At 41.2% G+C, this 18,755-nt stretch carries 16 protein-coding genes and 1 pseudogene; 2 read left to right on the forward strand and 15 right to left on the reverse strand.

All coding sequences use genetic code 11. The features are described from left to right. Positions 1 to 70 precede the first annotated feature (70 nt). Positions 71 to 2,179: a 7TM diverse intracellular signaling domain-containing protein gene (locus DI060_RS00340; protein ID WP_108972507.1), complete on the forward strand. Its 2,109-nt coding sequence runs from the start codon at positions 71 to 73 to the stop codon at positions 2,177 to 2,179. Here the strand turns inward: DI060_RS00340 and DI060_RS00345 are convergent. From DI060_RS00345 to DI060_RS19350, 14 genes and pseudogenes are all read right to left on the reverse strand, one after another. Further along, complete coding sequence (locus tag DI060_RS00345; RefSeq protein WP_108972509.1) at positions 2,176 to 3,105, reverse strand: 50S ribosomal protein L11 methyltransferase; 930 nt, start codon at positions 3,103 to 3,105, stop codon at positions 2,176 to 2,178. The two genes, DI060_RS00340 and DI060_RS00345, sit on opposite strands and share 4 nt — an antisense overlap. A 1-nt stretch (position 3,106) precedes the next feature. Beyond that, positions 3,107 to 3,730: a helix-turn-helix domain-containing protein gene (locus DI060_RS00350; protein ID WP_108972511.1), complete on the reverse strand. Its 624-nt coding sequence runs from the start codon at positions 3,728 to 3,730 to the stop codon at positions 3,107 to 3,109. A gap of 37 nt (positions 3,731 to 3,767) precedes the next feature. Next, positions 3,768 to 4,457, reverse strand: a complete 690-nt coding sequence (rsmI, locus tag DI060_RS00355; protein WP_108972514.1) for a 16S rRNA (cytidine(1402)-2'-O)-methyltransferase — start codon at positions 4,455 to 4,457, stop codon at positions 3,768 to 3,770. Between the two features lie 3 nt (positions 4,458 to 4,460). Beyond that, positions 4,461 to 5,273, reverse strand: coding sequence for an HAD family hydrolase (locus DI060_RS00360; protein WP_244594231.1), 813 nt, complete (start codon positions 5,271 to 5,273; stop codon positions 4,461 to 4,463). Next, positions 5,273 to 6,061: a M23 family metallopeptidase gene (locus DI060_RS00365; protein WP_108972516.1), complete on the reverse strand. Its 789-nt coding sequence runs from the start codon at positions 6,059 to 6,061 to the stop codon at positions 5,273 to 5,275. The genes DI060_RS00360 and DI060_RS00365 overlap by 1 nt, the downstream gene beginning before the upstream one ends. A 193-nt stretch (positions 6,062 to 6,254) precedes the next feature. Then, entirely contained in the window at positions 6,255 to 7,502 is a 1,248-nt protein-coding gene (locus DI060_RS00370) for a sterol desaturase family protein (protein WP_108972518.1), read from the reverse strand. A gap of 18 nt (positions 7,503 to 7,520) precedes the next feature. After that, positions 7,521 to 8,348 carry a ribosomal RNA small subunit methyltransferase A gene (locus tag DI060_RS00375; RefSeq protein ID WP_369689606.1) on the reverse strand — a complete coding sequence of 276 codons (828 nt, stop codon included), beginning with the start codon at positions 8,346 to 8,348 and terminating at the stop codon, positions 7,521 to 7,523. A 16-nt stretch (positions 8,349 to 8,364) separates the two neighbouring features. Further along, on the reverse strand, positions 8,365 to 10,134 hold the full coding sequence (locus DI060_RS00380; RefSeq protein ID WP_108972522.1) for a ComEC/Rec2 family competence protein: 1,770 nt from the start codon (positions 10,132 to 10,134) through the stop codon (positions 8,365 to 8,367). A 35-nt stretch (positions 10,135 to 10,169) separates the two neighbouring features. Beyond that, positions 10,170 to 11,141 carry a tryptophan--tRNA ligase gene (gene trpS / locus DI060_RS00385; protein ID WP_108972524.1) on the reverse strand — a complete coding sequence of 324 codons (972 nt, stop codon included), beginning with the start codon at positions 11,139 to 11,141 and terminating at the stop codon, positions 10,170 to 10,172. Positions 11,142 to 11,147: 6 nt separating this feature from the next. Continuing rightward, positions 11,148 to 13,076: a hypothetical protein gene (locus DI060_RS00390; RefSeq protein WP_108972526.1), complete on the reverse strand. Its 1,929-nt coding sequence runs from the start codon at positions 13,074 to 13,076 to the stop codon at positions 11,148 to 11,150. Between the two features lie 3 nt (positions 13,077 to 13,079). After that, entirely contained in the window at positions 13,080 to 13,610 is a 531-nt protein-coding gene (locus DI060_RS00395; protein WP_439956868.1) for a LolA family protein, read from the reverse strand. Positions 13,611 to 13,689: 79 nt separating this feature from the next. Further along, entirely contained in the window at positions 13,690 to 14,649 is a 960-nt protein-coding gene (locus DI060_RS00400) for an electron transfer flavoprotein subunit alpha/FixB family protein (protein WP_108972529.1), read from the reverse strand. Between the two features lie 11 nt (positions 14,650 to 14,660). Continuing rightward, a complete protein-coding gene (locus DI060_RS00405) occupies positions 14,661 to 15,422 on the reverse strand; it encodes an electron transfer flavoprotein subunit beta/FixA family protein (RefSeq protein WP_108972532.1) in 762 nt (253 codons plus the stop codon). Between the two features lie 67 nt (positions 15,423 to 15,489). Then, positions 15,490 to 15,609, reverse strand: a pseudogene (locus tag DI060_RS19350) (LIC10362 family protein); the annotation flags it as partial. A 286-nt stretch (positions 15,610 to 15,895) separates the two neighbouring features. On the opposite strand from DI060_RS19350, the gene DI060_RS00415 reads away from it, so the two are divergent. Further along, entirely contained in the window at positions 15,896 to 17,236 is a 1,341-nt protein-coding gene (locus DI060_RS00415; RefSeq protein WP_108972537.1) for an adenylate/guanylate cyclase domain-containing protein, read from the forward strand. Here the strand turns inward: DI060_RS00415 and DI060_RS00420 are convergent, their stop codons facing one another. Continuing rightward, the gene (locus DI060_RS00420; RefSeq protein ID WP_108972539.1) at positions 17,237 to 18,706 is read right to left on the reverse strand and encodes an HD-GYP domain-containing protein; all 1,470 of its coding nucleotides are present in this window, start codon (positions 18,704 to 18,706) and stop codon (positions 17,237 to 17,239) included. Between the last annotated feature and the right edge of the window lie 49 nt (positions 18,707 to 18,755).

An 18,755-nucleotide genomic window follows, 5' to 3' on the forward strand; every position in this document is an offset into this window, starting at 1 on the left:
TAGAAAAAATAAGGAATTCCCATCTACTGGGGCTTGCTTTTTTAAAGATACTAATATCTCGGAAATTAATTTGAAAACGAAACTCTCTAGACTCTTCCCAGTCCTTCTCTTGCTCGTTGCGAGCACTGTTTATGCTGAAGTCCCTTTCTCAATTAAAAATGAGATCGAGGGGAAAGCTCTCGTTAAATATCTAAGTATTTTAGAGGATACGAATGCCTCTTTTGTGCCCGCAGAAGTACTAGCCGGAAAGTACGATTCCAATTTCAAAAAATTAGAAAAGGAGAATCTCGGATTTAGCAGTTCTCAATTTTGGTTTCGTTTGCCTGTGGAAAATCTAGAGAATCAGAATGTTTCCTGGTTGCTTGAATTTGATTTCCCTCTTTTGGATGAAGTACAAATTTTTTCCAAGTCCCTACCGCAGGGCTATCTGGAAACATCAGGCGATAGGATTTCTTTCGCCAATCGTAAGTTACACTATAGAAACGTCATTTTCCCCTTAACAGAAAAAGCCCAATCAGGAAATGTCTACTATTTCCGAATCAAGTCTGAATCAACGATTCCTGTATCGGTCAAGGCATGGTCCACAGAAGAACTTTTAAACAAAATGACCAAAGAGCAGATTATCTTTGGCTTATTTTATGGCATTATGTTGGTGATGATTCTCTACAATACTAGTATATATGTTTTCACTAGAGAATTGAGTTATCTTCTCTATGTTTTATTTATAACTTCCATTTCACTATTCCATCTATCAAATAATGGTTTAGCATTTCAATACCTTTGGCCAGACGCAACCTGGTGGGCAAACGCCTGTTTGCCATTTTTTATGGTGACCTCAAGTTCACTTGGCCAATTGTTTGCGATCTATTTCCTAAGCCTTCGCTCATTAGCACCTAGGTTTGCAAAGTATATGCAGTATTGGTACCAGGCTTTGGCGATCACATCTATTTTGATTCTATTTTTTCCTTATAGAATGGCTACATTAGTAGGCATTGCTCTCGCGATCATTTCAGCTTTTATCATGATCGCAAGTGGTGTCATCGCCTTTATAAGGAGAGGGCGAACTGCAAAATTCTACTTGGTAGCATGGAGTTTCTTTTTATTGGGAGTTTTACTCTATTCTCTGAAAAGTTTGGGGGTGCTTCCAGACAACCAAATCACAAGGTGGACGATACAAATTGGTACTGCCATTGAAGTCGTTTTGTTGTCTTTAGGACTTGCAGATCGAATCAATTCTCTATCCAAAAGTCTCCGTGATAATCTACGTGAACTTTCCAGTGTAAAAGCAAAGATTGAAGAATCCGAAAAAAGGTTCAAAGAAATTTTCCAAGGTTCTGAAGAAGTGATGCTACTCTTGGATGAAAATACAAGGGTGATCAACGCTAACAGAGCCTTAACAAAACAATTGGGTTTTCGTGTGAGTGATTTGATGGGAAAACCTTTGGAAGAATTTTTATACCCTGTTAAGGGAAAAAAAGCAGGCTTCAATTCTTTGTATCTGAACGAAAAGTTTCAAGAACTTAAGATCACCGGAAATGTTGGACGATTTGTTTTGGATTTCTCTCAAAAATATGTAAAAGAGCCAAAGGATATGTATGTGCGTATGCAGTACATAGAGTTCGGGGACCTACGAGAAATCTTTGTGACCATGGCATCACAATTAGAAGATAGTATCATCAATTACATTGATGAAGAGAGAATTGAATTCACAATTTCCAATTACCTACGAAATGCCGAGCTTGTTTCACAAAAAGTAACGAGCAATCTGGGAAAACACCTTTCTTCGATTGCCCAAACAGAAATTAGGACATCGGTTCGGGAAATCATCATCAACGCCATAGAGCATGGGAATCTGAACATAGGATTTGATGAAAAGTCGCAAGCTTTGGTTGAAGGAAATTACCTGGAATTTTTACAGAAAAGACAGGAAGATCCAAGATATAGCCGCAAGGTGATCAAAATAGAATATGTACTCACGGAAGAATACGTTGCCTATCGAATCACAGATGAAGGAAAGGGTTTTGATCACAAACAAATCCTTTCCAGATCATTAGAATCTTTGAATGAGGCACACGAGCAGCATGGCAGGGGTATCCATATGACAAAGTCAGTTTTTGACAGAGTTGAGTACAATGACTCCGGAAACCAAGTTCGGTTGATTAAATACTTCCGGCATTAGGCATTGCGTTCCCAATCCAATACCCACCACTCATTCCATTCTTTTTGGTGTATGAGTTTTCCAGGTAGATGGCTCTGTAGCAATAGAATGAAATCGTCTTTTTTTTCGGTGATGATTCCCGAAAAAATAAATCGTTTTGATTTCATCTTTGCCAAATGACGTATATTTTGTGAAAGTACTGCAAAGGTTATGTTTGCGATGATGAGATCAAACTGACTCTCAAAACAGAGAGAGTGGTCTAAACCAGATTCTTCTACTCGAAACGAGATCTCTTTTGTAAAGTCATTGTCTTGCCAATTGGACCATGCTGCTTTCACTGCATTTGGATCAATATCCAAGGCAAAGATTTTTTTACTTCCTAGCTTTGCTAAACCTATCGAAAGGATGCCACTCCCTGTCCCCAAATCAGCAACTGTCGGGAATGCGAACTTATCTTTTTCTCTGAGTTCATCCAGATATTCTAAAATCAGTTTTGTTGTCTCATGGTGTCCTGTTCCAAAAGCGACTCCAGGATTGATAAATAGGGGAATCCCATCTTGGTCTTTCCATAGGTTTATGACCTTTGGTTCATTTTTCTCCCAAGTTGGTATCACCCAAATTTTTTTTCCAATAGAGAATGGCTTGTAGTACTCTTTGTACGCCTCTTCATAATCTCTTGTTTCTATGAAACGTGTCTCAAAACTCAATTGTTCCGGGAAATTGGCTTTCAAGAAGATTAGTATTTGGAGTTCTTTTTCAATATCCTCTCTAAGCAAATAAATTCGGATGTTTGTAAAATCTTTTATAAGACCTTGGTTTGGCTCTTTTGGGGATTCACCATCAAAAAGGATTTCATAATACCCAGCAACCTGTAGCTCATCCAAGAGAGCATATAAGATATCTGAATGTTCCTTGGGTAGACTAACTTTGATTTCGCGGTATTCCAGCTTAGCCTACTTCGTCGGTATAATCCATGACTAGATACATCAAAGTCTCCTGGTCAGTTGGATTTGAATATTCATGAGCGACATCAGCCTTAAAAAAAACAGAATCTCTTGGTTCTAGTTCCACAACCTTTTCACCAACGCGAAGCCTAAGTTTACCAGAAACAACGACAATGTTTTCTGTGGTGCCAGTTTTGTGAGGCTCCGCAACTTCATGTCCGCCAGGCTTTAGCACGAGTTCATAAAATTCTGTTTTACGGTTTCCCAAAAAGGGGAAGAGGGCACGGCTAGCAAAGACCTTTGAGTTTGAAAACAATACCTTGGAATTTTCCGCTTTTAAGACATGCACTCCATCTTGGTCTTTTTCTTTTAGGAGTTCTGAAAATGGAACGCTCAAACCATTCGCAATTTTCCAGAGAACTGAGATGGTAGGCACCGATTTGCCTTGTTCAATTTGAGATAGCATGGCACGGCTGACACCGCAGCGGTTTGCCAATTTGTCCAGGGAGAAGCCCTTGGTATGGCGGATGAGCTTTAAGTTCTCTTTGACGACTTCCGTTATATAATCCCCCGATTCGGATAAGCTGAAATCTTTGTCATCTTCTGCGGGTTCAAGTTTAGTGGCCATGGTTCTATGTTCAATATAACAGAGGAATCGTCAAGAATTATCGTTGTCTGCCTGTCTTTTTCTCTTCGATGACAAAAACAGGAAGGGATTTGTTGTGCAATTTGGCTCGTGAAAGCACTTCTTTGGCCGTTCCTCGGTAGCTCGTTTCATATTCAGTTGAAATGTCTAGGTGCAAAAAAATCCGCCTGTCTCCTGGAACAATTTTGGAAAGTGATTCTAGCACGTGTTTGGTTCTGTAAGCTGTTTCATACAAAACTAAAGTCATTCCGAGAGATAGGTATCGTTTCAGTTCTTGTTCCCGTACCCTTTGTTCTTTGGGTAAAAAACCAAGGAACAAAAAGGGTGAACTTTGGAATCCAGATGCTGTAAGGGCAGCCATCGCTGCAGTTGGTCCTGGGCCCACACTCACTTGGATCCCGTATTCCCAGGCAAGAGGCACCAATTTTTTGGCTGGGTCTTCTATTCCAGGACTGCCAGAGTCCGATATCATACAGGCAAGAGCTGTATTCAATAACCTAGTAAGCAGATCCTCTGTTTCCTGTTTGTCGCTGTGTTCGTTAAAGAGGATAAAGTCCTTTTCTATGCCTAACTTTTTTAGCAAAGTGGAAGTTGTCCTTGCCTCCTCTCCGATGATCAGGTCAGCACTTTGTAGAAGTTCTTTCGTACGCGGTGGTAAATCTTTTTCGTTACCAATGTGGTTAGAAACTAAGACAAGCTTTGGTGACAATGTCTACGCCTCAAAAAAAGGTTGGAGAAGTAGGCCACTTTTTTGGCATGCAGTCCGAAACTCTAATGAGCCTTTATCAATACCAATTCCTTTTTTTGCATAGCATAACATTGGATAATCGTTCATACTATCTCCGAATGCAAGGTCTGGTGTTTTGCCAATGAAGTGTTGTATAGCCTTTACTTTTCCATCTCCATAGGTATACGGTTCTATGATTTCAGCGGTTGTTTTTTGATTTTCGTCTAATGTTTGTTTCATTCCCAAAACTTTTGATTCTTCCAAGCCAAAAAAAGAGATGATAGCTCTGATTCCCAATTCAGGAGAGGCAGTCACTACATAAATCTCCCAATTATACATTTGTAAAAAAGCAATGAGATCTAACATTTCAGGTTGGGGAAACACAGCTAAAGCATCTTTTTTTCTGCTTACTTCATTCCATTTTACTCGGCTAAAGGAATTAAATTCGGAAATCGAAAATCCTTGGAATAAAAAAGAGGTCCAACGGTAGGCACTCTCGACTCCATCTTCCTTTAGTCGGTGGCTATACTCTTCCCAGAGACGAACTTCTTTTTCAGCTAGGGGTTTTGTATGGTGGTCCTTCCAGAAGGCTGTATCTTGGAAGTAGTGAGAAAGATCCTTGGGCAAAAAAGGCATACCTTCCTTGACAATGGCCTCCATAAGCCTTTCCCCAAAATCATTGTGGATGAGCGTATTATCAAAATCGAAACAAGCTAAACCCGGGCGATCTGGGATACGCTGTGTTAAAAAAGAGAAAACCTCATCCGACCACCTTTTCTTTTCCAAACCCTGTTTCACTAATTCTTCGCTACACTGACTGCGCTGGTATTGAGTCCTTCTTCAAATGGGCTTAAGAAATTTTCGGGGTTGAGATACACATTGTGGTAGCGCACTTCAAAATGGACATGGGGACCTGTGGACTTTCCTGTGTTTCCAGAGAAAGCGATGATCTGTCCTTTTTTCACGATATCACCCGCCTTTACCAAGACCTCGGTGTTGTGTCCGTAGACGGTATGGAAATGGTTCATTTCGTTATGGTAGATCTTCACGGTATTGCCGTAGTCTCCGCTTCTCCCTGCGATCTCTACAACGCCATCAGCGGCAGCTAGTACGATCGACTCTCGGGGGATGGCAATGTCCACACCTGTGTGTAAGGAATTCCAGCGGCGGCCAATCCTGGAGGTGATTTTGGTTCTGCTATTGGGTAGTACAGGCCAGATGAATTGGTCGATTTGGGATTCGATGGCCTCTCGGAATTGTCCCTGTTTCTCTAAGGATTCAGCATATTCTGCGCCATAGGGGAGGAAGAGGAAACGCTTTGGGGCATTTTTCTCTTTCTCGGAAAGGGCATTGAGGGCAATGACGTCTTCCCAATCGGAACCTAGTTCGGCAACTTTCTCTTCCAAGGTCTTTCTTTCTGTTTTGAAATTGATCCAGACTCCCCAATAGTTTTGGTATCTCTGGAATACATGGTTGTCTAGATAAACGGGCTCATTTCGCTTCTTTTGGTAGGCGGCGAATGCTGAAACACTCACGACGAGTAGGATGGCACCCAATACACTGAACATTGATCTTTTTCGTTTCATCTTTTTCGGCCTCACATTTTATTGTGCACTGCCAAAATCTCAAGCCATCTCCCTTGGTCAAGGAATTTGGAAGCCTAGAAATGTCTCATCTGAGGTTTTTTTGTGACATAATCGATACATTCCGACTGCTATGTGCTTTAGAAAAGGGGGCCAAAACCCACTGGAGGGAGTGGCCCATAAGATTAGAATTGTTCTAAATATTAGCTTTTGTTAGGTGGAGTGTTTGGTTTTTGTAAAAATGGAAACCTGCCATCATCAGAAAGCTAATCCCAACGGCATAGGAGATCCAACCTAGACCAAAGTAGCCTAGTAACAAAAAGCCAAAGAGCAAACGAGTGATCTCAAGTGAGCTTGCCCAAGACTTTCCTTCTATCATTCCGTTGATGGATGTCAGAGACAGGGTGACCCAGAGAGCAAAGAGGATTTGCGAAAGTAAGGTGAATTTGGTCACAAACAATAGAAAGGCAAAAGAGATTAAAAGGACTCCCACAAACCAAGCAGTCGTATACCGCCTCACCTCAGAACTTGGTTCTGGGTCGTACTTAGCAAATGTCTCAGGGCTAACATTGGGGATGGGAAGGTAATGGGCAGGCTCATCTCCCTTCGGCGGAACCCAGCCAGGGCGTTTCCAAAATACGCAGATCTTGTTCCAAATGCCTTTGGTTTGGAATGCTTGGACGATCAGTTCCCAATAGTAATGCACGTTGGCATACACAGGATTGAAACTTCGGAGTGGTTTGACAGTTCCATAAACACAGGGTTCCGTTTCTTCTTGGAAGGTTCCAAAGAGTCTGTCCCAAATGATAAAGATCCCGCCATGATTTCTATCTATGTAAATGGGATTGATGGCATGGTGTACTCGGTGGTGTGAAGGAGTCGATAGAAAAAACTCACCCCATTTCCCGATTTTATCTACCGCTTTGGTATGCACCCAAAATTGGTAGATCAAGTTGATCTGTCCGCTTGCCAAGTACATCCAAGGATGGAAACCCAAAACTGCCAAGGGAACATAAAAGACCCAACTAATGATCCCACCAAGGCCCGTTTGCCGGAGTGCCACGACGAGATTGTACTCCTCGCTGTGGTGGTGGATGACGTGTCCTGCCCAAAGTATGTTTACCTCATGTGCCAGCCTATGGAACCAATAATAGCAAAAGTCTTGGCCAATGATACAAAGCACCCATGCCCAAGGGTTGTTTAGGGCAAACTCAAAGACCCGAAAGTGTTCATAGACATAAAAGTAAGCAAAGAGTCCTATCCCTTTTTGGAACAGCCCCCATAATTGCGAGAGAATGCCAGTGCTAAGGTCTGCAATCGAATCCGTCAGGCGGTAGAGTAGACGCTGTTTCCAAGCACCATAAGCTACCTCTAAACCGATGAGGACAAAGAAACCAGGAATTGCGTAGGTTACGAAAGGAGGGGGGACAAAGTTCTCAAACATACTTTGGGGATTTTGCCATCATTTTGACAAAGCGTCAAGCAATTCCTGACCCAGATTCAAAAATTGCTCCCTGTTCAATTCTTCTGGCCTTTTTTTTCCAGAAATTCCCAGATTCGAAAAGGCCTTTAGAACAGCCTCTTGGAAGTCTCTATCTTGGGAAAAAGGTGACTCTCGCAAGCTAACAGACATTTGTTTTCTTTTTCCCCAAAAAACAGTGCGTAAAAATCTAGAATATAGTTCGATCTCATCTTTTGATCGAAACATTCTCTCCTGCAATTGTTTGGGAACCAAGCGGATGAGAGAAGAATCGATCTTTGGAATGGGATAAAAACAATTCTTATGAATGTGTTTCAGCAATTTTGTTTCAACAATCGCATCCAAAAAGAGTGATAGGGAGGAGATTTCTTCGCAGACACGAATTGCAAATTCTTTTTGGACCATAAAAATACCTCCTCGCCAGCGACTAAACTCTGTTGCAATCAAAGTCAATATATCGCTCGTTAAATGGTAAGGTAAATTCCCAAATAAGAAGATGGGTAGATCTTTGATCTCAATCAAACGAGATAGAGCATCACCTGGGTATAAAATTGATTGTTGGAATTTTGGTAAAATTTCCCTTTCGGCGATCTGGATATAAGCAGTATCGATTTCAAAGAGGTGGGATTTTCGGTTGAGTTGCAAAATCGGATAGGTAAGCGATCCCAAGCCAATTCCAATCTCTGCGATTTCAATTTCGGGAGCTTCTATATAGGGAACAGAGGATTGTATGATGAACTGGATGCTAGGTGGATCAATGAGAAAGTTTTGTCCGAATTTTTTCTGAGCATTCCAACCATTGGCAGCCAAAAACTCTTTGATCTCTTTAGGTGTTTGGTAAGGGGTTTTCAGACATCGCCTCAGGCTCTACAATGTTCCATTCTTTGCTTATCCCAAAAAAGCTTCTGTATTGGATCCAGTCATCTACCTTTTCTTTGGACCAAGGAGGAAAATCCAGAATCAAATACTTTTGATAGGGTTTGTATTGTGTTTGGATTTTTCTAATTTCGGAAAGGAGTTGTGGAAGAGACTTGCGCTTCCCGTCAAACCGTATCAAAACCTTTTGTTCTTTGCTTAAGAGTAAAGGACTCAAACCGCTCCTTTGCATGATTTTGGGACTTTGTTTTTCCCAACGAGACCATTTTTTTTGGATCTCCCTTAGAAAGGGAAGACAGGTTTCTGATTCATAGTAAAGAGTTTCCAAAGAGACTTTTTGTAGGTTTTGGATTTTATCGTTCATCCATTTTTTTTGATAACAGCTACCGTATACATAGAGCTGAGAATGATCGCGTAGATAAAAAAAACCCTTGCGCATAAAAGATTCAGATTCTATCTCGGCACTCTTTTTCAGAGACTTGGTCCAATGGTAGGAAAGTGGGAAAAAGAATATGACCAAACTTAACAATGATAATTGAATAATAGGCCTAAATTTTTTTCTTCTAAACATCAAAAAACGAAGAAGCAAAAAAAGAATCATCAAACATAGATAATAGGCAATCACATAGCTTGGGGTCTTGGAAAAGAATAAAAAATAGGAAAAGAACTCACTTGCTTCCTTTACCAATCGTAAAAATATCCTCAGGAAAAAATCTGTGAGATACCAGTGGGAATCGGCGATCATTGGGATAGAGACGAGCGACAGAATGCAGTTGGCATATAGCAATGGTAAGAGTATAGATGCCATTGGCACAAGGACAATATTGATTCCAACACTTCCGTAGGAAAAGGAATGGAAGTAGAAAATGAGAATAGGAAAGGTCGCCAAAGAACATGCGATCGAGATTCCAAGATGGTCCCTGAGAAAGTGGAATCCTTGGAAAGGGAAAATAAAATCCAAAATGGGTTTTATATAAAATATGCCTGCCACCGCACCAAAAGAAAGTAAAAATCCCAAACTCAGAAAATCATTCGGGAAAAAGCATGCGATGGTAGAGCTCGCATAACATAAAGTATCTGCCGGTTGCCCCTGTCTGTAAAAGTACTTTCCGAGAATATGATAAAAAGCAAATAAATAAGCTCTGATAAAAGAGACTGGAAAGTTAAGTGCAAATAAATAAGCAAAACCCAGAGAGAGGATGAAAATTACAGAAAGAAGTCTTTGTTTAGGGAAAGCTATTTTTGTAACCAAAAAACAAACACCTAAAAAGACTCCTAGGTGCAGACCGGAAGCGGCAAATAAATGCAATATACCGCTCTCCCTTGCTCTTTCCTTGATTTCATGGGGTAGTTCTTTACTTGAACCCATTAACAAACCTTTTGCGACTAATTGCAGTTCTTTTGGAAACGGGGAGCTTTGCAAAATGGAATCGACTCTGCTCTGAAAGGATTCTCTGGCAATAGACTTTTGGTCAGGCAAATTGGATGTAGAGAAAAAATGCAGTAGGGTATAGATAATAAAACCATAGAGATACGGTCTGTACTTTCTACATTGTCTAGGTAAATAGATGAGAACGATGACGAAAAGGAAATCAGCAGGATATAACAAAATCCGGCTTTCTGGAACAATCTGATATAGGGAAGCCGAAAGAATGAGACCGAAGGCGATTTTTCCACCCACCGAGATGGGCAACAAGGGAGCCAGTTTCCCATTATCCATAAGGAAAAAGGTCTTTTATATTAAGGATTGGTAACTTAGATACTTTGGTAGATGCCCAGTTTCTTGCGGATTTCTTGGATTTTCAATCGGGCGATTTGGCTTGCTTTGTACTTTCCTTTATTCATCACTTCCTCAACAAAAGCGGGATCCTTTTCAATTTCTAACCTACGGTTTCGGAAAGGAGCAAAATGATCTAAAATGCATTCTAATAAAGATTTTTTTAGATCACCATACCCGATACCACCTGCTTTATATTTATCCTTGAGTACAGATTGTTCGGAAGAGTTCAGAAATAAGCTATGGATTTGGAAGATAATCGACTCATCAGGATTTTTAGGTTCTTCAATGCCCTTGGAATCACTCACAATGGACATCACTGCCTTTTTGATTTCCTTTTCTGAAGCGAACAAATCAATTGTGTTTTTATAGGACTTGGACATCTTCGCTCCATCCACCCCAGGAACAGTCGCAGTGTTTTCATCAATATCCGGTTCAGGAAGCTTCAAACACTCTCCGAAGCTGGCATTGAATCTCTCTGCAATGTCTCTAGCAAATTCTAGATGCTGCTTTTGGTCTTTGCCAACAGGAACTTTATCTGCAGAATACAACAATATATCTGCCGCCATTAAGATTGGGTAGGTAAAAAGACCTGCTCCTGGTTGGAATCCTTTGGCTACCTTATCCTTAAAAGAATGGGCAAGTTGTAATTGTGATACGGTGATTGCTTGTGAAAGATACCAAGTGAGTTCCGTGACTTCGGGTACATCGCTCTGAACCCAAAAAGTAGTTTTATCAGGATCCACACCGAGGGCCAAAAGATCTAGAATAGCTGATTTGGTGTTTTCTTCTAATTCTTTTTGGGAGGAAAATGTGGTGAGCGCATGTAAGTTTGCGACAAATAAAAACAGATCTGCTTTGTTTTGGTACTGTAAAATTTTCGAAATAGCAGAGAAATAATTTCCTAAATGCAATTTCCCTGATGGTTGTAATCCAGTAAGGATGCGCATATATGATTATTCTCCCAAGTCTCCTGGTTCGTCCTCTGCCACAGCAGCAGCTAAGCCAGATCCATCTGAAGAGAAGGAAGAGTTTGTGAGTCGTTCATATTCTTTATTCAAAGCGATCAATTCTTGTTCAATTTTCCTATGTGCTGTTAATTTCTGAGAAGTTTGTGGGTCTTTAAAAATAACTGCATAATTGTAAAGGTACTTGGTAAGTTGGATTATGATTTCTTCAACAGTCATTCCATTGATTCTTTCTTTGGTCACCAATGTTTTGTCATAGTGTGGAATGAATCTCTGTTGGAGTTTGATTTCTTCTATGACTTTTTCTTTCGTAACAGCGACTTTATCCGTACCTTTCCCTTTTGATTCCGAAGCTCTCGCCATCAAATGGCTTTCCACCATAATATTCAATTTGTTCGCGAATTGACCAAAGAACTCCGCGGAATCGATAAGTACGCGCAAGATACTATTTACGATTTGGTCCATTGTCCCTTTTGAGTAGTCACTATTAAATTGTTGGAATGTGTATTGAAAACTTGGGAATTTTTTATTAAAAGTTTCAATAGCACGAACTAAATTGTTCATTGTTTCGATTTCTTGTCGGAATAGGCCAGGTTGGACTATAAGTAACTCTTGGTTTTGGTTGATATCCCCAAGACGGATATAACCCTCAATCATGTTGATATAAACTACCTGAATGTCTCTAAGTAATAAATACAACAAACGATGCGGCATAGATTTATAAGTATTTTTTACAGATTGGCTTTTAGCTGCTTCCGGTATATGCAGTTTGGTAAAGTCATCTACAACAATATTGAGAAACTCAAAATTGATCTTTCCTTTGTCATCGATAGTAAAGTATCTCGTTCTTAGATTTTGTAATTCTTCCTTTTTGAAGACACGAACATTGATGTCATCTGAGATTTTGGCTACAGTGATCTCTACTTCTTTTTGGATTTCACGTGAAGCTTGGAATTTGTGTTCCTGGATAGCAGGAACCCTAAGGTCGGCTATGATTTCATCCCAGGTAACCATTTTCTTTTTGGACACAATATAAAAAGCAGTGATCACATCGGAAAGTTTCGGTTTTTCCGATTCAAGACCGATACCAAAATTGATACCTGTCATAACAGCGGACATTTTGTTCGCTAGTTTCTCATCCATTTCAACGATTTTTGGTAAATTTTCCAGGATAATCTTCGGCGCATCATCTCGATGCAGATACCGGATATAAAACATCTGCATTTTTACCGAACGATCCAAAAAAATATCAGGAGAAATCTTATCTATAAAAAGAGAGTCAAGGGAAACAAAAGCATTAAAGAATTTACTAAAATTTGCAATGATGTTGTACACAAGCGGTGTCCAAAGGCGCCATCCCTGTTGCTCAGCCGTACGTAAGGCTTGGATTGTTGGGATAATGGTATCTTCTTTTAGCGTACGAAAAAGTCTTTCAGCGCTTGGAGAAATACTCGGATTCCGACCAAACAATCCCACATCAATAGCTCCTGTATCTTTTGCAAACTTTGCAATCGGAGTTTGTCCGCCACCACCACCAAACAGAGCAGCAAAAAAGCCGCCACCACCAGTTGCGGGTTTTGCTGGCTCAGCCTTTTTCTTCTGGGCAGCTTGTTTTTGTTTGGCGGACTCTGTGCTTACCAGTTCTGATTGTCTTTTCTGTTCCTGTTTCCCTTGGGAATCGCCCCGCGAAGAGCTTTCCCGTTCTGGTTTATCTTCAAAATAAGACTTAGGTTTATCTTTGGGTTTGTTTTTATTTTGGTAGTCCTCATCCACTTTTTTGATTAGGTCAATGCGAATGAAGACGTCATTGGACCGAAGGATCGCTTCGTCTACCAGTTGTTGGTGGTCGGGTGTCCTAGGCTTCCGATACAAATCGGCAAATACTCGGTGTGCTTCTGTGCGCGAGACCGGAGTCATTTGTTATTCCTTTTGGTTGAGAGGATTTTCTACAATCTGGGAGCTAGTAGGGGGCTGGAAATTAAACAAAGCAGTGCCCAAACCAATATTGGTGGCAATGCCGGAAAAAGCGATTTCTGTGATTTCTTCGTCATCCCTTTTCATCTTAATCACTCTTGGTAAATCATTGTCCGAAACAATCAAGATGATTTCTGAATACCTCTTACTCGGAGAGGTCAAACGGAACGTACGACCACTTACAGTCACGGTTTCATAACCGGATAACAAACCAGCAAGCCCTGCGGAACCGCCTTTAAGGTCCTGCCTGCCAGAAACCGATGTATCTGGGCTGTAAAACCATAAAACCTTTCCGTTGGAAGAGATTATGCGCCCATCATTTAGCCGAACATGCAATTGGAAGGGGTTTTTGTAGGAGAGAACTCCTGTCAAAGTACCATTGATGGTGACAGTGGCTCGGAAGGTTTCAAGGGAGTTGATTTTGGCAAGGACAGCATTTAACCGTTCCCTACCATCCTGAGCCTGGACCCCGAACACTGGGGCAAGGAGAAGGAAGAGAACGGAAAAAAATTGTTTCCTGGATCGGGAGACCAAACCGGTAGGAGAAGTGTTGGTATTAACCCAACACTTTTTTGAACTCGGATGTCAATGCGGGCACAACTTCAAATAAGTCTGCAACCACACCATACGTAGCAACTTTAAAGATAGGAGCATCTCCATCCTTGTTGATCGCTACGATGTACTTAGAGGAGCCCATACCTGCAAGGTGCTGGATAGCGCCAGAAATACCACAAGCAATGTAACAGTTCGGGGATACAGTCTTTCCTGTTTGCCCAACCTGGTGCGAGTGAGAGATCCAACCAGCATCAACTGTTGCCCGAGAGGCTCCCAGTGCTGCACCGAGTGTATCCGCTAAATCTTGCAAAAGAGGCCAGTTCTCCGGTCCTTTGATCCCACGACCACCAGACACAATGATAGAAGCATCAGCTAACTGAACTTTGTTTCCACCAGAGAGGTCTTTGGAGAGTGATTTTAATCTCACTTCACCAGCAGATGCAGAGGATGCTTCCACAGATCCTGCGCCTTCTTTTTGGCTCACTTCTTGTGAGTTAGCACGCACTGTGAAGATTTGGATGTCAGAGCTGATTTTAAAATTTGCATATGCTTTGCCAGAATAGATTGGCTTTTTTGCGACGACTTTCCCGCCGTCGACCGAAAGACCAACTGCATCTGCAACGATACCAGCGTTTACTTTAATGGCAACGCGTGCCGAATACTCTTTCCCTTGTGAGGAGTGTGGGATGAGTACCACTGCTGGTTTTTTCTCTTGGATGATGGCTGCAATCCCGTTCGCATAACCTTCTGGGTTGAAGTCACCAAGATTTGCTGTAATGATGGCATCAGCTCCCACAGCTTTGAGATCGGCAGCATACTTGTCTGCACTGGCCGCGATCACGACTGTATGAACCTTTCCACCGATTGCATCGGCAATCTTTCTTGCTGCGGAAGTAAGCTCTCTAGAAATTTTTTTGAGCTCACCATCTTTTAATTCGCTAACTACTAATACATCTGCCATTGATAATCTCCTTAGATCACCTTCGCTTCTTCGCGAAGTGCTTTTACGAGTTGACTTGCAAAACCTTGTGCATCGCCTGCTTCTAATTTTCTTCCAGCTACACGTGGTGGAGGTGGTTCTAAAGAAACCACTTCGAGTTTAGAAGCCGTAGCGCCCAACTCCTCTGGCTTTTTCACCTCAACAGGTTTTTTCTTAGCGGACATGATACCTTTTAAGCTAGGGTAACGAGGCTCATTGAGTCCTTTTTGTGCTGTAACGGCAAGAGGAAGAGATGTCTCAACGACTTCAGTCCCACCTTCGATTTCACGAGTAGCGGTCACTTTTTTGCCATCAAATTCTAATTTCAGTGCCATCGCAACATGTGGTACGTTCATTCTTTCTGCGATTTGGATGACAACTTGAGAGCTGTCAGTGTCAATGGACTGTCTACCACCGATCACTAAATCTGCATTCTCTGCTTTGATCAAATTTGCTAGCAGTTCAGATGTGTATGTCGAATCAAAAGTTACGTAATCGTCAACTTTTACATGGACTGCACGGTCAACACCCATAGCATATGCAGTTCGAAGAGCTTCCACGACTCGGTCTGGACCGAGGGAAACAGCAATGACTTCACCGCCGCTTTTTTCACGGATGCGAATGCCTTCTTCGATTGCAAATTCATCGTATGGAGAGATGATCCATTTGACTCCGGACTCATTGATTGATTTGTCGCCGGGTTTGATGCTGGTTTCCGTATCTGGAACCTGTTTGACTAGTACAACTATTTTCATTCCTTACCCCGATTTCGTGGATTGCCTATAAACCAGAAAAAGTGAGCCGATCATGATGGGAAGTCTTTTATTCTTTCCAGAAGGTGTATTTGAACCAGTTATATGTCCATACTATCCATAGAATGACAACGAGAACATTGGCATCGGACTTGAGATAAAAGAAAAGACCAAGGGTCAATGGGAGAGAGAGGAAAAGGAGATAGGAAAGAAAACAGGAGAAAGACAGAGGTTTTTGCCAAGAATTAGGGAATTCTCTGATCTCCGAAATATAAGCCTTCAGTGTCCAAGCCCGCGACTCTTTTCGGAACAGCTGCCAAACCAAGGCAAGGGAAAAAAATAAGAGCAAGGAGTGAACAAGGATGTACAACATGTTTTTACTTTTTTCCACCTTCTAATTCTCTGCCCATTAAAAATTTATCCTTTCTGCTTGTTCTTGCATTTTAAGAGAAGGAAATCCAAGGTTTCCTAAAAAAATGAAGATCTTTCCTAGCCTACAATTCATATTCTTTAAAGACAAATCTATTCCCCTCAGTGCCAAGACATTGATCGAAGAAGAGGAAGAAAAAGGAGCCTTGGTGGCAAACCGATTTCGGTATGTGGCAGGCTTTGGCATTCTCATCTCTATCTTGGCAAACCTTTCCAATACAAACTACGGAAGTATGGGTTATGTTGTGAATGTTGGAACCATAGCGATTTATTTTTTCAATGCCTGGCTCCATAGCAAAGTACTGAAGATTCCATCCGAGCGCATTCGCTATTGGTATGAGTATTTTAGCATATTTCTGGATAACACCTTAGTGGCCTCGGCCCTTTGGAGTTGGTATCTGTTAAGTGGTCACAACAACGCAAATTTTTTGATCAAAAATCCATTGCATTTTTACTTTATCCTTCCCATTGCCATAGGATTGATACAACTCAGAGCCAATCTGGTCCTCTTTTCTATCCTTTGTTATTTTATTTATTTCTATACCTATGCGCTCTATGCCTTTATCCAAGGTACGTCACATACTTTGGATTGGTATGAATATGTGCTTGGACCACAAATCATTGTAAGTGATGCGGTGCTTGCACGTCCAGTCGTATATCTCTGTCTTGTGATCTCAATTATTTATGCCATCAATAGTTTTTATCAAATGCTTGTTAGATTAGCCCAGGTGGAAGCACAGAAAAAATCCCTTTCGAGATACTTTTCTCCTGATTTAATTCCACATCTTTCCACCCAAACATCATCCTTAGAAATCGGAAAGAGACAAAAAGTAACCGTTCTCTTTTCTGATATCCGAGGGTTCACTAGTTTTTCTGAAAGTCTCGACCCACAAACTCTTTCTGGCTTTTTATCAGAGTATAGAGGAAGGATGACAAAATCTGTTTTTAAATTTGGTGGCACCTTGGACAAGTTCATAGGCGATGCAGTCATGGCAACGTTTGGTACACCATTCCCTTCTCCAAAGCCTGGATTCGATGCCGAGAATGCAGTGAATGCCGCAATTGATATGTTAGTCGAATTGAACCAGTTCAATGCCGAAAGAAAAGCAAAAGGAGAAATGGAAATTCGGATAGGGATAGGGATTCACACTGGCGAAGTCTTTGCGGGTAATGTAGGCAAAGAGGATCGTATGGAATACACTGTGATTGGAGATACCGTAAACACAGCATCTAGGATTGAGTCTGCCTGCAAAGCCCTACATGCGGAGCTTTTGGTCTCGGAGGATGTGTGGCGAGAGATTGGCGAACCCGACTCGTTTCAGAGAAAGGGTAAAGTCAAACTAAAAGGCAAAGAAAATTCCATTTATCTATTTGAGTGGAAACCGTAATTAAACAGCTGCTTTGCTAAGCTTTCCAACTGCTTCAAACAAAGGTGCATTCATTTCAGGGTCTATGATGTAGATAACCCGAGTCGAGCCTGCTGCATGGGAGGATAAGTCTATGATGGCCTTTCTCCTATCCATGCGCACTTGGGAGAGGTCAAAGTCTGCGATCCTGTATTTATTTGCCTTTTTGAAGATAGGTTTGATCGTACAAATTCTTTGTAATTTTGGACGGGTTTGGTAGCGGTCTACCTCTATCACTTTGCAGATATCAAAGTGCACTTGTTTTTCGGAATCAACGGATGCTGTGATGATAAAATCGTCTGCATTAATGATGTTTTCATTGTTCGTGAGACTTGCCCCCACGTAATCAATCAAATGGCGAATGTTTTTGCTACTATATGAAAAGAAGGAATCATTCACAATCATCTTTAGAGCTTTTGCTGAACTATATGCAGGTCTCCATGCTTGGGCAGAAGTAAGAGAGGCATATTCACTAGCCAAGGATAGAATGGCAATGTCATCTTCACGGTTTGCCGTAGTGATCTGATTTTCTTGTAAGTGCAATTGCATTTCAATGTCTTCCACGATTCTTTCTCGGTTTGTTTCCTTGGAATACATATCTCGTATGGACATTAGCTTTTGGAAGACTATCCTTGGGTCTGGGAAGTTATTGTTCACTCCGGCGCCACGGAAAGGTCTATGGTGGTTTAAGATGAGAGTCCGAACATCCGTAGAGATTTCGGGAGCAGATAGACTCATCAGATAACTGATGATGGGGTGTTGTTGGATAATGGCGTATTCTTCTTTGCTTAATTTTGGGTTTTCAGTGATATCGAGTTTCGCATAACCAACATCAGCTAGATAGCTAGCCATCATAAGTGCTAGGTGTTCTTTATGGTAGGGTTTTTTATCTGCATCAGAAACAATCTTTTTTGTTCTAACCTTCATCCCCATCGCGACTATGGTCCGTTTGGTCATGAGTTCAGATTGTAGGCTAACACCCGCTACACTTAAAATTTCTAAGATATTAAAAATCCCAGATTCAAAATCTGGATTACTAGTGAAGTCGTTCAGGATCTCATTCACAGAGTTTTGTACGATGATAGCTTGGTCTGAGGTGAAAGAATGTTTTTTTAGATCATCTAACAAAGCAGCTGATTGTTTTGCAAAGTCTTCAACCTTTTTTGGGTCAAATAACTTAACGTTGGACTTTCCTTCCGCATTGGCAGCTGCCACAGAGATTTTTGTTTTTTGGAGTTCAGCTAATAGAAAATAAACACCTTGAAGCTCGAATCGTAAGAGTTTGGCAAAATCGTCTTGGCTTGGGTTCTTTTTTTTGGGAATGATGATCTGGCCATTCCGATTGTAAAGGTCAAAAGGGATAGAATTGTTCTTTCGAAAACTGTTGAGAGTGTCTTCAGTTAATTCAAATTTTGCGAGCTTATCCTTTGGAACCTGTTTTAAATCAGCCATTTTTCTACTCAAAGGAAGAGATAAACTTCCTTTCAATTCTACTCTTGTA

Source organism: Leptospira ryugenii (assembly GCF_003114855.1).
GTDB lineage: Bacteria > Spirochaetota > Leptospiria > Leptospirales > Leptospiraceae > Leptospira_A > Leptospira_A ryugenii.

Bases quoted from the DNA above. Each gene is read 5' to 3' on its own strand.
- DI060_RS00400 (WP_108972529.1), bottom strand. From the start codon at position 14,649: ATGGCAGATGTATTAGTAGTTAGCGAATTAAAAGATGGTGAGCTCAAA.
- DI060_RS00350 (WP_108972511.1), bottom strand. From the start codon at position 3,730: ATGGCCACTAAACTTGAACCCGCAGAAGATGACAAAGATTTCAGCTTA.
- DI060_RS00370 (WP_108972518.1), bottom strand. From the start codon at position 7,502: ATGTTTGAGAACTTTGTCCCCCCTCCTTTCGTAACCTACGCAATTCCT.
- DI060_RS00365 (WP_108972516.1), bottom strand. From the start codon at position 6,061: ATGAAACGAAAAAGATCAATGTTCAGTGTATTGGGTGCCATCCTACTC.
- DI060_RS00405 (WP_108972532.1), bottom strand. From the start codon at position 15,422: ATGAAAATAGTTGTACTAGTCAAACAGGTTCCAGATACGGAAACCAGC.
- trpS (WP_108972524.1), bottom strand. From the start codon at position 11,141: ATGCGCATCCTTACTGGATTACAACCATCAGGGAAATTGCATTTAGGA.
- DI060_RS00420 (WP_108972539.1), bottom strand. From the start codon at position 18,706: ATGGCTGATTTAAAACAGGTTCCAAAGGATAAGCTCGCAAAATTTGAA.
- DI060_RS00380 (WP_108972522.1), bottom strand. From the start codon at position 10,134: ATGGATAATGGGAAACTGGCTCCCTTGTTGCCCATCTCGGTGGGTGGA.
- DI060_RS00390 (WP_108972526.1), bottom strand. From the start codon at position 13,076: ATGACTCCGGTCTCGCGCACAGAAGCACACCGAGTATTTGCCGATTTG.
- DI060_RS00415 (WP_108972537.1), top strand. From the start codon at position 15,896: ATGAAGATCTTTCCTAGCCTACAATTCATATTCTTTAAAGACAAATCT.